The following is a 13,898-nucleotide window of genomic DNA, read 5'->3' as shown; positions in this document are numbered from 1 at the left end:
GAAGGAAGAATCGCGCGGCAGCGGGTTGACCGAAAGGCCGTCCGTCAGACGTTGAAGCCGAGTGCGCGGAGCTGCTCGCGGCCGTCGTCGGTGATCTTGTCGGGGCCCCACGGCGGCATCCAGACCCAGTTGATGCGCAGGTCCTGGACCAGGCCGTCGGTGGCGGTCTTGGCCTGGTCCTCGATGACGTCGGTCAGCGGGCAGGCCGCCGAGGTGAGCGTCATGTCGATGGTGGCCACGTCGGACTCGTCGATGTGGATGCCGTAGATCAGGCCCAGGTTGACGACGTCGATGCCCAGTTCGGGGTCGACGACGTCCATCAGGGCCTCGGTCAGGTCCTCGACGGACACGGTGCCGGCGGTGGTGCCGACGATGTTGAGCTGGCCGGTGTCCTCCGCGACGGGGGACGCGGCGTCGGTGGTGTTGTCACTCATGGTCTGTCCTCCTTCGCGGATTCAGTCGTTCACGGCGGGGTTCTGGGCGAGCGCCTTGGCGGTGGCGTCCTTCCAGGCCATCCAGCTGAGCAGCGCGCACTTGACCCGGGCCGGGTACTTGGAGACGCCGGCGAACGCGACCGCGTCCTCCAGCACCTCCTCGTCGCCCTCGCCCTGGCCCTTGCTCTGCATCAGCTCCAGGAAGGCTTCCTGGACGGCCTGCGCCTCGCCGACGGTCTTGCCCACGACCAGGTCGTTCAGCACCGAGGCGCTGGCCTGGCTGATCGAGCAGCCCTGGGACTCGTACGAGACGTCGGCGACCGTCGAGCCGTCGAGCCGCACCCGCAGGGTGATCTCGTCACCGCAGGTCGGGTTGACGTGGTGCACCTCGGCGTCGCCGTCCCGCAGCCCCTTGCCGTGGGGGTTGCGGTAGTGGTCCAGGATGATGTCCTGGTACATCGAGTCGAGCTTCATGTCCTGCCCTGTCCCGTCAGCCGAAGAAGTTCCGGACGTGGTGCAGGCCGTCGATCAGCGCGTCGACCTCGCCCGGCGTCGAGTACAGGTAGAACGACGCCCGCGTGGTCGCCGGAATTCCGTACCGCAGGCAGACCGGCCGCGCGCAGTGGTGGCCGACGCGCACCGCGATGCCCTGCTCGTCCAGCACCTGGCCCACGTCGTGCGGGTGGATGTCGCCGAGGGTGAAGGAGATCGCGGCGCCGCGGTCGACGGCCGTGCGCGGGCCGATGATCCGCAGGTCCGGGATCTCCAGCAGGCGCTCGACCGCGTACGCGGTGATCGCGTGCTCGTGCGCGGCGATCTTCTCCATGCCGATGCCCGACAGGTAGTCGATGGCCGCGCCGAGCCCGACCGCCTGGGCGATCGGCGGGGTACCGGCCTCGAACTTGTGCGGCGCCGGGGCGTAGGTGGACGAGCCCATGGTGACGGTCTCGATCATCTCGCCGCCGCCGAGGAACGGCGGGAGGTCCTCCAGCAGCTCCTGGCGGCCCCAGAGCACGCCGATGCCGGTCGGGGCGAGCATCTTGTGGCCGGTGAAGGCGACGAAGTCGGCCTCCAGCGCCTGGACGTCCAGCACCATGTGCGGGGCGGCCTGCGAGGCGTCGATGACGACCAGCGCGCCGACCGACTGGGCCTTGCGGACGATGGTCTCGACCGGGTTGATGGTGCCGAGCAGGTTGGAGACCAGGGTGAAGGACACCACCTTGGTCTTCTCGGTGATCAGCTCGTCGATGTTGGAGAGGTCGAGCCGGCCCTCGTCGGTGAGCCCGAACCACTTCAGCTTCGCGCCGGTGCGCTGCGACAGCAGCTGCCACGGGACGATGTTGGAGTGGTGCTCCATCTCCGTGATGACGATCTCGGAGTCCGCGTCCACCCGGTACGGCTCGTCGGCCCAACCGAGCATGTTGGCCACGAGGTTGAGCGACTCGGAGGCGTTCTTGGTGAAGATCACCTCGTTGCGGCTGGGCGCGTTGACGAAGTCCGCGACCTTGTCCCGGGCGCCCTCGTAGAGCGCCGTGGCCTCTTCGGCGAGCACGTGCACGCCGCGGTGGACGTTGGCGTTGTGCCGCTCGTAGTAGGCGGTCAGCGCCTCCAGTACCTGGCGCGGCTTCTGCGAGGTGGCCGCGTTGTCCAGGTAGACGAGCGGCTTGTCGTCGTGCAGCAGGCGCTGCAGAACGGGAAAGTCCTTGCGAATCGCATCGGTGTCGAGCAGACCCGTCAGGGACGCCGACTCATGGGCATGGGTCACTCGGAAGCGCCACCCTTCACGTACGCCTCGTAGCCCTCGTTCTCCAGCTTGTCGGCCAGCTCCGCGCCGCCGGACTCGACGATGCGGCCGCCCGCGAAGACGTGGACGTAGTCGGGCTTGATGTACCGCAGGATGCGGGTGTAGTGGGTCACCAGCAGGGTGCCGACCTCGCCGGTCGAGCGGACCCGGTTGATGCCCTCTGAGACGATCCGCAGCGCGTCGACGTCCAGGCCGGAGTCGGTCTCGTCGAGGATCGCGATCTTCGGCTTGAGGAGCTCCAGCTGGAGGATCTCGTGGCGCTTCTTCTCACCGCCGGAGAAGCCCTCGTTCACGTTGCGCTCGGCGAAGGCCGGGTCCATCTGGAGGGCGGCCATCGCCTCCTTGACCTCCTTCACCCACAGGCGCAGCTTGGGGGCCTCGCCGCGGACGGCGGTGGCGGCGGTGCGCAGGAAGTTGCTCACCGAGACGCCCGGGACCTCGACCGGGTACTGCATGGCCAGGAAGACGCCGGCCTTGGCCCGCTCGTCGACGGACATCTCCAGGACGTTCTCGCCGTCCAGCAGCACCGAGCCGCTGGTGACGGTGTACTTGGGGTGGCCGGCCAGCGAGTAGGCCAGGGTGGACTTGCCGGAGCCGTTCGGACCCATGATGGCGTGGGTCTCGCCCTGCTTCACGGTCAGGTCGACGCCCTTCAGGATCTCGCGCGGGCCGGTCTCGGCGTCGACGGAGACGTGCAGGTCGCGGATTTCAAGGGTTGCCATGTGTACTCAGGACTCCTGGTTGACGGAGACGAGCACATCGTCCCCTTCGATCTTTACGGGGTAGACAGCGACCGGCTTGGTGGCGGGCAGGCCGGAGGGCTTGCCGGTGCGCAGGTCGAAGCTGGAGCCGTGCAGCCAGCACTCGATCATGCAGTCCTCGACCTCGCCCTCGGAGAGCGAGACGTTCGCGTGCGAGCAGATGTCGTTGATCGCGAACACCCCCTCGTCGGTGCGGACGATCGAGACCGGCACGCCGTTGAGGTCCACGCGCTTGGGGACGTCCTCCTGGAGGTCGCTCAGCGCGCAGGCACGGAGGAAGGTCATCGGGATCAGACCGCCGCTTCCAGCTCGGCCTCGATCTTCTCCATCAGGTGGTCCTGGATCTCGGCGACGCCGATCTGCTGGACCAGCTCGGCGAAGAAGCCGCGCACCACCAGGCGGCGGGCCTCGTCGGCCGGGATGCCGCGGGCCTGCAGGTAGAAGAGCTGCTCGTCGTCGAAACGGCCGGTCGCGGAGGCGTGACCGGCGCCGACGATCTCGCCGGTCTCGATCTCCAGGTTGGGGATCGAGTCGACCCGGGCGCCGTCGGTGAGCACCAGGTTGCGGTTGTGCTCGTAGGTGTCGGTGCCCTCGGCGGCGGCGCGGATCAGCACGTCGCCGACCCAGACGGCGTGCGCGTCCTGGCCCTGCAGCGCGCCCTTGTAGACCACGTTGGAGCGGCAGTGCGGGGTGTCGTGGTCGATGACCAGACGGTGCTCCAGGTGCTGGCCGGCGTCGGCGAAGTAGAGGCCGAACAGCTCGGCCTCGCCGCCGGGCGCGGCGTAGTTGACCCGTGGGTGGATCCGGACCAGGTCGCCGCCGAAGGTGACGACCACGGACTTGAACGAGGCGTCCCGGCCGACCAGCGCGGTCTGCTGGGCGGCGTGCACCGCGTCGCGCTCCCAGTCCTGGACCGAGACGAAGGTGAGCTTCGCGCCGTCACCGATCAGCAGCTCGACGTTGGCGGCCCGGGTGCCGGTGCCGGTGTGGTTGATCACCACGACGGCCTCGGCGAACGGCTTGACGTCGATCACCACGTGGGCGAAGCGGGTGCCGCCCTCGCCGTGCACGTCGATCTTCACCGGCTCGGTGAGCACCGTCTCCTTGGGGACGGTGACCACGAGCGCCTGCTCGAAGGCGCTGAACGCCTGCGCGGCGACCCGGTCGACCGGCGTGCCGGCCTTGCCCAGGCGGGCGTCGTCGCGGCCGACCGTCTCGGCGGTGACGCCGTCCGGCAGGCTCAGCTCGACCTTGTCCTCGCCCTTCGCGGCGCTGACGGCCGAGCCGTCGTGCAGGCCGCCGAGGCGGTGCAGCGGGGTGAAGCGCCAGTCCTCCTCGCGGCCGGTGGGCACCGGGAAGTCGTTCACGTCGAACGAGGGCTTGACCGCGACGCGGGCATCGATCGGCTGCTGGACGGTGGCGCGGCCGGTGCCGGGGCCGGCGAGCTGCGCGCCGGCGCCGGCGGTGCCGACCTCGATCGAACCGGCGGTCGTGGAGCCGGTGGGGGTGTTGACGTCAGCCATGGCTGTCGTGGTGCTCTCTTCCTCAAAAGTGCGGACTGGACTGCGTGCGGCCGTTGGTCAGCCGACGGAGCCCTCCATCTGCAGCTCGATCAGCCGGTTCAGCTCCAGCGCGTACTCCATCGGCAGCTCGCGCGCGATCGGCTCGACGAAGCCGCGGACGATCATCGCCATCGCCTCGAACTCGGTCATGCCCCGGCTCATCAGGTAGAAGAGCTGGTCCTCGCTGACCTTGGAGACCGTCGCCTCGTGACCCATCGACACGTCGTCCTCGCGGACGTCCACGTACGGGTACGTGTCCGAGCGGGAGATGGTGTCGACCAGCAGGGCGTCGCAGAGCACGTTGGACTTGGCGCCCTTGGAGCCCTCGCCGATCTCGATCAGACCGCGGTAGGAGGTGCGGCCGCCGCCTCGCGCCACCGACTTGGAGACGATGTTGGAGGAGGTGTTCGGCGCCATGTGCACCATCTTGGCGCCGGCGTCCTGGTGCTGGCCCTCGCCGGCGAAGGCGATCGACAGGGTCTCGCCCTTGGCGTGCTCGCCCATCAGGTAGACGGCCGGGTACTTCATGGTCACCTTGGAGCCGATGTTGCCGTCGACCCACTCCATGGTCGCGCCCTCGTACGCCACGGCGCGCTTGGTGACCAGGTTGTAGACGTTGTTCGACCAGTTCTGGATGGTCGTGTAGCGGCAGCGGCCGCCCTTCTTCACGATGATCTCCACGACCGCGGAGTGCAGCGAGTCGGAGGAGTAGATCGGCGCGGTGCAGCCCTCGACGTAGTGGACGTAGGCGTCCTCGTCGACGATGATCAGCGTCCGCTCGAACTGGCCCATGTTCTCGGTGTTGATCCGGAAGTAGGCCTGGAGCGGGATGTCGACGTGGACACCCTTCGGCACGTAGATGAACGAGCCGCCGGACCACACGGCGGTGTTCAGCGCGGCGAACTTGTTGTCGCCGGCCGGGATGACGGTGCCGAAGTACTCCTTGAAGATCTCCGGGTGCTCACGCAGCGCGGTGTCGGTGTCCAGGAAGATGACACCCTGCTGCTCTAGGTCCTCGCGGATCTGGTGGTAGACCACCTCGGACTCGTACTGCGCCGCGACACCGGCGACCAGGCGCTGCTTCTCCGCCTCCGGGATGCCGAGCTTGTCGTACGTCGCCTTGATGTCGGCGGGCAGGTCCTCCCAGGACTCGGCCTGCTTCTCGGTCGAACGGACGAAGTACTTGATGTTGTCGAAGTCGATGCCCGAGAGGTCCGAGCCCCAGGTCGGCATGGGCTTCTTGCCGAACAGCTTCAGGCCCTTGAGACGCAGGTTGAGCATCCACTCGGACTCGCTCTTCTTCGCGGAGATGTCGCGGACGACGTCTTCGCTGAGCCCGCGCTTGGCGGTGGCACCGGCGGTGTCCGGGTCCGCCCAGCCGTACTCGTAGGTGCCCAGGCCTTCGAGCTCCGGGTGCGAAACGGTGTCAGTCATGCGAGCTTCCTAACGCGCGGACGCTGAATCTTCGGTGGACGTACCGGCAGTCGGCACTGCATCGGAGTCCTGACCGGCGGGGCGCCGGGCAGGCGACGATGCGGCACCGGGTGCCGGCACATAGGTCGTGCAGACCCCGTCGCCGTGGGCGATGGTGGCCAGCCGTTGCACATGGGTGCCCAGGAGTTGCGAGAAGACCTCGGTCTCCGCCTCGCAGAGCTGGGGGAACTGCTCGGCGATGTGCGCGACCGGGCAGTGGTGCTGGCAGAGCTGGGCGCCCGCCGGGGCCTTCGCCACGGCCGGCGGGACCCGCCGCACCGTGGCAGCGTACCCGTCGGCGCTCAGCGCCTGGGCGAGCGCCTCCGTGCGCTCCCCCGCCTCGGCCAGCCGCAGGATTTCCAGGTACTTCTCGCCCTGCTTGCCGAACCGGGCCCGGGCGAAGGCGGCGACCGCCTCCTCGCCCGCCTTGCCGCCGCCGACCGAGTCGGAGATCCAGCGCAGCGCGTCGGCGGCGAGCTGGTCGTACGCCTGGTAGAAGGCGTCCCGGCCGCCGTCGGTGAGGGCGAAGACCTTGGCCGGACGGCCCCGGCCGCGGCTGCCGTAGACCCGCTGTTCGCGGGACTCGACCAGGCCTGCGGCGGCCAGCCCGTCGAGGTGGCGGCGGACGGCGGCGGCGGTGAGGCCGAGCCGGCTCGCCAGGTCGGCGGCGGAGGAGGGGCCGTGGTCGAGGATCGACCGGGCGACCCGGTCCCGGGTGGCCCGGTGGCCCTCCAGCAGCACCTCGGCCGCCGTCACGGGCACGTCCCAACCGGGGGCCGACTCGGCCTCCTGGTGCGTGGCGTGCTCGCGCATGTTTTTCACAACACCAGTGTTGCGTAATTACTTCCGACAGGACAAGCCGTGACGCAGGCCTCACTCGTGTCATCTGTCACGCAGGCAAGCCTTACCTGGCCTGCGGAAACGATCATCGAGGCCGCCGTCCGGGCCGGACGTTCGCCCCTCTTAGACTCGCCGGTATGCACTCCGAACCCGCGGTGAAGATCGCCGGGCTGGTCAAGCGCTACGGCGACAAGCCCGCGGTGGACGGCCTCGACCTCACCATCGCACGCGGCGCGATCACCGCCGTCCTCGGCCCCAACGGCGCCGGCAAGACCACCACCATCGAGACCTGCGAGGGCTACCGCCGCCCCGACGCCGGCACCGTCCGCGTCCTCGGCCTCGACCCGGTCGCCCAGAACGCCGCGCTGCGCCCCCGGATCGGCGTCATGCTGCAGTCCGGCGGCGTGTACGCGGGCGCGCGCGCCGTCGAGATGCTGCGCCACACCGCCCGGCTGCACGCCCACCCGCTGGACGTCGACGCGCTGGTCGAACGACTCGGCCTCGGCTCCTGCGGCCGCACCACCTACCGGCGGCTGTCCGGCGGCCAGCAGCAGCGGCTCGCCCTGGCCATGGCCGTGGTCGGCCGCCCCGAGCTGGTCTTCCTGGACGAGCCCACCGCCGGCCTCGACCCGCAGGCCCGGCGGGCGACCTGGGAGCTGGTCCGCGACCTGCGCCGGGACGGCGTCACGGTGGTCGTCACCACCCACCACATGGACGAGGCCGAGCAGCTCGCCGACCAGGTCGCCATCGTCGACCGCGGCCGGGTGATCGCGACCGGCAGCCCCGAGGAGCTGTGCCGCGGCGGCGCCGAGAACGCCCTGCGCTTCGACGGCCCGCCCGGGCTCGACCTCGGCCCGCTGCTCAAGGAGCTGCCCGAGGGCGCCACCGCCGCCGAGACCTCCCCCGGCGGCTACCGCATCGAGGCGCCCGTCGACCCGCAGCTGGTGGCCACCGTCACCGGCTGGTGCGCGGCCTCCGGCATCCTGCCCGAACGGCTGTCCGTGCGGCGCCGCAGCCTCGAAGACGTCTTCCTCGACCTGACCGGACGGGACCTGCGCTCGTGAGTACCACTGACTACGCGCCCACGCCGGACGCCACTGACTACGCCCCCAAGCCGGGCGCCGCCCCGGTCGGCCGGATGCTGCTCGCCCAGACCGCCTTCGAGACCAGGATGCTGCTGCGCAACGGTGAGCAGCTGCTGCTCACCGTGGTCATCCCGACCGTGCTGCTGGTGCTGTTCTCGGCCGTGGACATCGTCGCGGTCGAGGGCCCGGGCAAGCGGGTCGACTTCCTGGCCCCCGGCCTGCTCGCACTGGCCGTGCTGTCCACCGCCTTCACCGGGCAGGCCATCGCCACCGGCTTCGAGCGCCGCTACGGCGTGCTGAAGCGGCTCGGCGCCAGCCCGCTCCCGCGCTGGACGCTGCTCACCGCCAAGACCGGCTGCGTGCTGGTCACCGAGGCGCTGCAGGTCGCGCTGCTGTCGGTGATCGCGCTGGCGCTCGGCTGGTCTCCGCAGGGCAACCCGCTGACGGTCGCCGCGCTGCTGGTCCTCGGCACCGCCGCCTTCTCCGGGCTCGGCCTGCTGATGGCCGGCACGCTCAAGGCGGAGGCCACCCTGGCCGCCGCGAACCTGGTGTTCATCCTGCTGCTGCTGGCCGGCGGCGTGATCGTGCCGCTGAGCAGGTTCCCCTCGGCGGTGCAGTCGGCGCTGGAGCTGCTGCCGATCTCCGCCCTCTCGGACGGCCTGCGGTCGGTCCTGCAGCACGGGGCCTCGGTGCCCTGGTCGGACCTCGGCATCCTGGCCGGCTGGGCCGTCCTCGGCCTGGCCGCCGCGGCCCGCTTCTTCCGCTGGGAGTAGCCCTCCCGACCCCGTACGCGAACCGCCCCCCGGCCACTTCGGCCGGGGGGCGGTCACGTGTGCCACGGAACGTCAGCTCTGGTTGCCCCGGCGCTTGCGGGCCAGCAGGACGAGCGCGCCGCCGACCAGCAGCACGCCGCCGCCGGCCGCCGCGATCATCGGGGTGGCGTCGCTGCTACCGGTCTGGGCGAGCGCCGGGCCGCTGCTGGTGGGCGACGGGACCGGGGTCGGGGTCGCGGTCTTGCTCGCGGTGGGCGAGGCCGACGGGGTCGGGGTGACCGGCGGGGTGCTCGGGGTCGGCGTCACGGTCCGCGACGGGGTCGGGGTCGGGGTGGGCGTCGGAGTCGGAGTCGGAGTCGGGGTCGGGGTGGGCGTCGGGGTGGGAGTGGGCGTCGGAGTCGGCGTGTGGCACGGCTCGATCGTCTTGGTCTCGTTGATGTTCCAGCCCTTTTCGTTGGGGTTCTCCGTGGTGTTCACCACGAGGTTCGCCTTGATCGGGGCCGTGTGGTCCTTCACCGGGAAGGTGCCGTGGAACTCCGCGGGGAAGGCCTTGGCGTCCAGGACCTTCTCGCCGTCGATGGTGAGGCTGACGGTGTTCTTCACGTCAGGCTTGGGGCTGTAGTTGATCAGATCGATCACGATCTTGTCGCAGGTCACCGACCAACTCGGCACGTGCGCCGAGGCGTTGGTTGCCAGCGCCAGAGGCAGGAGAATTCCGGCCGCCGCCGTCCCGGCGAGTGCCGCCGCGCCGATCCGCATGTGCCGCTGCTGTCGCGCCATTTACGCTGTTCCCCTCCGAATGGTCTTGCGCAGCAGGCGTGTTGAAGGTTTCGCGGTGGCCCGCTACGACTGTCCGGGGGACTCTACCGGCACTCCCGCACCTCTCCACACCCCGCCGCACGACCGGATTTCGTCTGTTGGTCCGTCGCCTGATGTGTATGACCAGCCCATCACAGCCGCCACCTCGCAGAACGCGGATTCGGCAAACTTGAATGAACTTCGTCACCTGACTGAAAAACGTGCGCCCCCGGCGATCAGGTTCAATCACCGAGGGCGCAGCACCGGTCGACCGGCGAACAGTCAGGCCTTCCGGGCCGCCCGACGCCGGGTGGCGACCACGATCGCGCCGCCGGCCGCGAGCACCACCGCGCCGCCGATCGCCAGCGGCACCACGGGCCCGGACCCGGTGTGCGCGAGGTTGCCGCCCGCGTTCGCCTGGGCGGACGGACTCGCCGAGGGCGCGGCGGAGGCGGCCGGCACACCCGCCGAGCCGGTGGCCGACGGACTGGCGGAGGCACCCGTGCCCGGCTTGCCGCTCCCCGAGGCGGACGGCGTGGCCGAGGGGCTCGCCGAGGTCCCGGGGGTGGCCGAGGCGCCGGGCGTCCCGGGCGTGGTGGGCGTGGTGGGCGTGATGGAGGCCGACGGCGTGCCGCTCGGCACCACCGGCGGCACGGTGGGCGTGGCGGACGGCGTCGGGACGACGACGCCGGGCAGGCACCCGGCGAACGGGTAGTGGTGCGTCTCCGCCCCGCCCTTGCCGGTCAGCGAGGCGGCGATCACCGAGCCGTTGACCGGGCCGCCGCTGCCGAGGTCGAAGGCGGCGTTCGGCGCCAGCACGGTGCCGGCCCAGGCGGCGGCGCCGTTCTTGACCACCTTGGTCGCGGTCGGGAAGTTCCAGAGCAGCTTGGCCCGGACCGCCCCGCCCGCCGCGCTCTGGTTCTTGTCGTCCAGGACGAAGGACGCCTTGCCCTCGCCCCACAGGTGGAAGCCGGTGGTCCCGGCCGCCGCCATGTCGTAGGAGCCGCCGGTCACGTTGACCACGGTGACCGAGCCGGCCGGCACCTTGAGGTAGACGTCCTTGGCGCCCTGCAGCTTCGCGGCGTCGACGGTGAAGCTGTTGTACTTCGCGTCCCCGCCGGTGAACGTCAGCTTGGCGCCCTCGGCCTGGGCGCCGGCACCGGCGGTCTGCGGTGCGGCGGCCAGCGCGGTGGAGGCGGCGCGCAGCTTGGCGAACTCGGCCTTGAAGTCGATCGGGGAGGCGCCCTGGGCGACGGTGCCCCGGTGGGCCTGGACGACGGCGCCGTCGGCCTTGGAGCCGTAGACGCCGTTGCCCTTCATCACCTGGGTGTTGCCGCCGTTGAGCTTGCCCGCCACGACCAGGGCGTTCTTGCCGGGCAGCGCGTCGACCTCGGCGGCGGTGAGCTCCTGACCGACCGAGAAACCGCCGCCGAAGTAGGCGTTCCCGCCCACCGCGACAGCGCCCTCGGCGTCGGGGGTGTGGGTGTCGTCGCCCTCGATGAACTCGCCGTAGAGGTTGGCGACCCCGAGACTGCGGCACTCCTGGCCGGGGTCGGCGGCGTGGGCGGCGGGGGCGATCAGGCCGGCCAGTGCGAGCGAGCCGCCGACTGCGAGCGCGGCGGCGGACGTGGATATGCGCATGTGCAGGATCTCCGCTTACGTGCGGGAGGAGTGGGAGAGGCCCGAGAAAGGTATGGACCAATCCGCACTCTTTCGGCCGAACGGGTGATTGGTCAAGACCATTGACCACCTTGCCCGAACAGTCCGGTTTGCTCCCCGAGCGCCGCACCCCGCGCCCCGCCCCAAGATCGCCCGTAAGGCCGCCTACGATGGAGCGCGTGCTGAACCCCTTCTCCCTGCTCGCCGAGCGCTGGCAGCCCACCGCCGCGATGGTCCGGCGCGCCACGTTCGCCGCGCTGGTGATGAGCGTGGTGATCGTCGTCACCGGCGGCGCCGTCCGACTCACCGCCTCCGGCCTCGGCTGTACGACGTGGCCCCGCTGCACCGCCGAGAGCCTGACGCCGACCGCCGAGATGGGCTTCCACGGCATCGTCGAGTTCACCAACCGGATGCTCACCTATGTACTGAGCGCGGCAGTCGGCTGGGCGATCCTCGCCGCCCGCTGCCACCGCCCGTGGCGGCGGAGCATGACCAAGCTCGGCTGGGCGCAGTTCTGGCTGGTGATGAGCAATGCGGTGCTCGGCGGCATCACCGTGCTGACCGGCCTGAACCCGTACACGGTGGCGCTGCACATGATCGCCGCGATGGCCCTCGTCTGGGTCGCACTCCTCATGTGGGAGCGCTCCAAGGAAGGCGACGGCGCCCCCAAGCTCGCGGTCGCCCGCCCGATCCACCAGCTCTCCTACGTGCTGGTCACAGTGGTCGGCCTCCTGGTCGCCGCCGGCACCCTGGTCACCGGCGCAGGCCACCACCCGGGCACGCCGCAGGACAACAAGATCGTCCCCCGCATCCCGATCGACTACGACAGGCTCGCGCAGTTCCACGCCGACTTCGCCTTCGTGTCGGTGGGCCTGACCATCGCGATGATCTTCGTCTTCGCCGCCGTGAAGGCCCCGCCGGCCGCCAAGGCCCGCACCAAGGAGTTGCTCGCGGTCCTGCTCCTCCAAGGCGTCCTCGGCTTCATCCAGTACTTCACCGATGCCCCCGAGCTCATGGTCGGCCTCCACATGCTCGGCGCCACCCTGACCTGGATCGCCGCCCTGCGCATCCCCCTCGCCCTGCGCACCCGCGAGGCCGAAGCGGCCCCCGAGCAGCTGCCCGCGCAGACCCCACAAGCTGCCACCGTCTGAACACAAGCCCGACGTACGGCGAAGGCCCCCATCCCACGATGGGGCCTTCGCCGTACGCCAAGGAGTCACATCGACCGAAGGGCTATCGCAACGTGAAACGGCGGCTCCGGGTCGCGTCCATCGATGATCAGCTCCAACATGGTCGTTTACTTCGACTAACCGAGCGGCACCTGGGCAAACGACTACCGCTTGTTCACCCACCCCCAAGGGGGGACCTTCCTTGTCACAGTACGTGTCGGCCGTCGTGGGTTCGGATACTCGGTGTTGTATCGCCCCGAAGCGCGTCCAGGACGCGTACGGCGTAGACCTCGGCCATGCGGTCGGAGACCTCGGCCGGTGTGAGCCAGTCGACCTCGACCGACTCATCCGAAGGCCGCTCGGCACCGCCCTCCGGTGTGCAGCGGAAGACGAGGGCGACGATCCCTCGACTTACGTTCTTGTACACGCCGGTCAGCCGTTCCATGCCGACCTTGATCCCGGTCTCCTCGCAGACCTCGCGTCGGACGCCGTCCTCAATGGCTTCACCCAGCTCCAGCACGCCACCCGGGGGTTCCCAAGTTCCGTTGTCGGCCCGGCGAATCGCCAGTACCCGACCGTCCTCCCGCACCACCACCCCGGCGACGGACACCGAGTGGAGCGGCGTTGACTGGAACTTCCCGGCACTGTTACTCATGTGCAGGAGAATAGGAGCCCTGAAGGACTATGGCGAGTAGTGAGGTGGCCTCGTCGGCCACGGCGAAGTACCTGCAGATCGCGGCTGATCTTGCCGCACAGATCAAGTCGGGCGCTCTCGCTCCCGGCGCGACCGTGCCCAGCGAGGCCGAGCTCATGCAGCGGTACGGAGTCGCATCCGGGACGGTTCGCAAGGCCATCGCCGAACTCCGAACGACTCAGCTCATCGAGACGCACCATGGTCGAGGCTCATTCGTCCGCTCCCGCCCGCCGGTTCAGCGCAAGTCTGCGGACCGATTCCGCCGCGCCCATCGCAAAGCCGGCAAGGCCGCGTACCTCGCAGAGGCGGAGACCTCCGGCGGCATCCCGTCCGTGACCGTGCTGTTCGTGGGCCCCACAGCAGCACCTCCCGAGATTGCCGATCGCTTGGGTCTTCCCGCCGGCACCCAGGTACTGGCCCGCAAACGCCGGTACTTCCGAGATGGGGTGCCCACCGAGGAGGCCACGTCATACCTGCCGTGGGACGTGGTCAAGGACATCCCTGAAGTCTTCGCCGAGAACCCCGGTGGCGGCGGCATCTACGCCCGCCTCGAAGAACACGGCTACTCCCTCGCCGAGTTCACCGAGTCCGTGCAGGCCCGACTCGCGACCAAGCCTGAGACCAAAGCGCTCACCCTGAGCCCCGGTGCGCCAGTGATCCATCTCGTTCGTGATGCCATCACTGCGGATGGCCGCGTGGTGGAGGTGTGCGACACCGTCATGGCCGCCGATCAGTTCGTTCTCGACTATCGCTTCCCCGCACATGACTGACTAGTGATCAACTCCCTCAACCCGTCGCGAGATTCCTCCCGCGACGGGTTGACTCATGTACAGGAGTCGGGCACTC

At 70.0% G+C, this 13,898-nt stretch carries 15 protein-coding genes; 4 read left to right on the top strand and 11 right to left on the bottom strand.

Annotation, left to right across the window (positions count from 1 at the left end; translation table 11 throughout):
* Positions 1-44 precede the first annotated feature (44 nt).
* From P3T27_RS13980 to P3T27_RS13945, 8 genes are read right to left on the bottom strand one after another with little or no spacing between them, the layout of a single operon-like run.
* Entirely contained in the window at positions 45-434 is a 390-nt protein-coding gene (locus P3T27_RS13980; protein WP_280678054.1) for a metal-sulfur cluster assembly factor, read from the bottom strand.
* 21 nt (positions 435-455) lie between these two features.
* Positions 456-908 (bottom strand): Fe-S cluster assembly sulfur transfer protein SufU, encoded by a 453-nt coding sequence (gene sufU, locus P3T27_RS13975; RefSeq protein ID WP_280678052.1) that lies wholly within the window; start codon positions 906-908, stop codon positions 456-458.
* 16 nt (positions 909-924) lie between these two features.
* A complete protein-coding gene (locus P3T27_RS13970) occupies positions 925-2,199 on the bottom strand; it encodes a cysteine desulfurase (protein ID WP_280678050.1) in 1,275 nt (424 codons plus the stop codon).
* A complete protein-coding gene (gene sufC, locus P3T27_RS13965) occupies positions 2,196-2,960 on the bottom strand; it encodes a Fe-S cluster assembly ATPase SufC (RefSeq protein ID WP_280678048.1) in 765 nt (254 codons plus the stop codon). The genes P3T27_RS13970 and sufC overlap by 4 nt, the downstream gene beginning before the upstream one ends.
* Positions 2,961-2,966: 6 nt before the next feature.
* Positions 2,967-3,284, bottom strand: a complete 318-nt coding sequence (locus P3T27_RS13960; RefSeq protein ID WP_280678046.1) for a bifunctional 3-phenylpropionate/cinnamic acid dioxygenase ferredoxin subunit — start codon at positions 3,282-3,284, stop codon at positions 2,967-2,969.
* A 5-nt stretch (positions 3,285-3,289) separates the two neighbouring features.
* The gene (sufD, locus tag P3T27_RS13955; RefSeq protein ID WP_280678044.1) at positions 3,290-4,522 is read right to left on the bottom strand and encodes a Fe-S cluster assembly protein SufD; all 1,233 of its coding nucleotides are present in this window, start codon (positions 4,520-4,522) and stop codon (positions 3,290-3,292) included.
* Between the two features lie 57 nt (positions 4,523-4,579).
* Positions 4,580-5,995 carry a Fe-S cluster assembly protein SufB gene (sufB, locus tag P3T27_RS13950; RefSeq protein WP_280678042.1) on the bottom strand — a complete coding sequence of 472 codons (1,416 nt, stop codon included), beginning with the start codon at positions 5,993-5,995 and terminating at the stop codon, positions 4,580-4,582.
* Positions 5,996-6,004: 9 nt separating this feature from the next.
* Positions 6,005-6,847, bottom strand: coding sequence for a helix-turn-helix domain-containing protein (locus P3T27_RS13945; RefSeq protein WP_280678327.1), 843 nt, complete (start codon positions 6,845-6,847; stop codon positions 6,005-6,007).
* Positions 6,848-7,011: 164 nt separating this feature from the next.
* On the opposite strand from P3T27_RS13945, the gene P3T27_RS13940 reads away from it, so the two are divergent.
* On the top strand, positions 7,012-7,938 hold the full coding sequence (locus tag P3T27_RS13940; protein ID WP_280678040.1) for an ABC transporter ATP-binding protein: 927 nt from the start codon (positions 7,012-7,014) through the stop codon (positions 7,936-7,938).
* A gap of 74 nt (positions 7,939-8,012) precedes the next feature.
* Positions 8,013-8,732: an ABC transporter permease gene (locus P3T27_RS13935; protein WP_280678325.1), complete on the top strand. Its 720-nt coding sequence runs from the start codon at positions 8,013-8,015 to the stop codon at positions 8,730-8,732.
* A gap of 72 nt (positions 8,733-8,804) precedes the next feature.
* Here P3T27_RS13935 and P3T27_RS13930 read toward each other — a convergent pair whose 3' ends face one another.
* Both P3T27_RS13930 and P3T27_RS13925 read right to left on the bottom strand, forming a co-directional pair.
* Positions 8,805-9,512, bottom strand: a complete 708-nt coding sequence (locus P3T27_RS13930) for an LAETG motif-containing sortase-dependent surface protein (protein WP_280678038.1) — start codon at positions 9,510-9,512, stop codon at positions 8,805-8,807.
* A 300-nt stretch (positions 9,513-9,812) separates the two neighbouring features.
* On the bottom strand, positions 9,813-11,171 hold the full coding sequence (locus P3T27_RS13925) for a choice-of-anchor A family protein (protein WP_280678036.1): 1,359 nt from the start codon (positions 11,169-11,171) through the stop codon (positions 9,813-9,815).
* Positions 11,172-11,359: 188 nt separating this feature from the next.
* On the opposite strand from P3T27_RS13925, the gene P3T27_RS13920 reads away from it, so the two are divergent.
* Positions 11,360-12,340: a COX15/CtaA family protein gene (locus P3T27_RS13920; RefSeq protein ID WP_280678034.1), complete on the top strand. Its 981-nt coding sequence runs from the start codon at positions 11,360-11,362 to the stop codon at positions 12,338-12,340.
* A 223-nt stretch (positions 12,341-12,563) separates the two neighbouring features.
* On the opposite strand, the gene P3T27_RS13915 is transcribed toward P3T27_RS13920, so the two are convergent.
* Positions 12,564-13,025, bottom strand: coding sequence for an NUDIX domain-containing protein (locus P3T27_RS13915; RefSeq protein WP_280678323.1), 462 nt, complete (start codon positions 13,023-13,025; stop codon positions 12,564-12,566).
* Positions 13,026-13,042: 17 nt separating this feature from the next.
* On the opposite strand from P3T27_RS13915, the gene P3T27_RS13910 reads away from it, so the two are divergent.
* Entirely contained in the window at positions 13,043-13,822 is a 780-nt protein-coding gene (locus P3T27_RS13910) for a GntR family transcriptional regulator (protein WP_280678032.1), read from the top strand.
* Positions 13,823-13,898 lie beyond the last annotated feature (76 nt).

The organism is Kitasatospora sp. MAA19, from assembly GCF_029894125.1.
GTDB lineage: Bacteria > Actinomycetota > Actinomycetes > Streptomycetales > Streptomycetaceae > Kitasatospora.
The sequence above is the reverse complement of the archived record's forward strand: the minus strand, read 5'-3'. Positions and strand labels throughout refer to the sequence as shown.

Coding starts and splice junctions, on each gene's coding strand:
- P3T27_RS13980 (WP_280678054.1), bottom strand. CDS start 434: ATGAGTGACAACACCACCGACGCCGCGTCCCCCGTCGCGGAGGACACC.
- sufU (WP_280678052.1), bottom strand. CDS start 908: ATGAAGCTCGACTCGATGTACCAGGACATCATCCTGGACCACTACCGC.
- sufC (WP_280678048.1), bottom strand. CDS start 2,960: ATGGCAACCCTTGAAATCCGCGACCTGCACGTCTCCGTCGACGCCGAG.
- P3T27_RS13960 (WP_280678046.1), bottom strand. CDS start 3,284: ATGACCTTCCTCCGTGCCTGCGCGCTGAGCGACCTCCAGGAGGACGTC.
- sufD (WP_280678044.1), bottom strand. CDS start 4,522: ATGGCTGACGTCAACACCCCCACCGGCTCCACGACCGCCGGTTCGATC.
- sufB (WP_280678042.1), bottom strand. CDS start 5,995: ATGACTGACACCGTTTCGCACCCGGAGCTCGAAGGCCTGGGCACCTAC.
- P3T27_RS13945 (WP_280678327.1), bottom strand. CDS start 6,847: ATGCGCGAGCACGCCACGCACCAGGAGGCCGAGTCGGCCCCCGGTTGG.
- P3T27_RS13940 (WP_280678040.1), top strand. CDS start 7,012: ATGCACTCCGAACCCGCGGTGAAGATCGCCGGGCTGGTCAAGCGCTAC.
- P3T27_RS13935 (WP_280678325.1), top strand. CDS start 8,013: ATGCTGCTCGCCCAGACCGCCTTCGAGACCAGGATGCTGCTGCGCAAC.
- P3T27_RS13930 (WP_280678038.1), bottom strand. CDS start 9,512: ATGGCGCGACAGCAGCGGCACATGCGGATCGGCGCGGCGGCACTCGCC.
- P3T27_RS13925 (WP_280678036.1), bottom strand. CDS start 11,171: ATGCGCATATCCACGTCCGCCGCCGCGCTCGCAGTCGGCGGCTCGCTC.
- P3T27_RS13920 (WP_280678034.1), top strand. CDS start 11,360: ATGGAGCGCGTGCTGAACCCCTTCTCCCTGCTCGCCGAGCGCTGGCAG.
- P3T27_RS13910 (WP_280678032.1), top strand. CDS start 13,043: ATGGCGAGTAGTGAGGTGGCCTCGTCGGCCACGGCGAAGTACCTGCAG.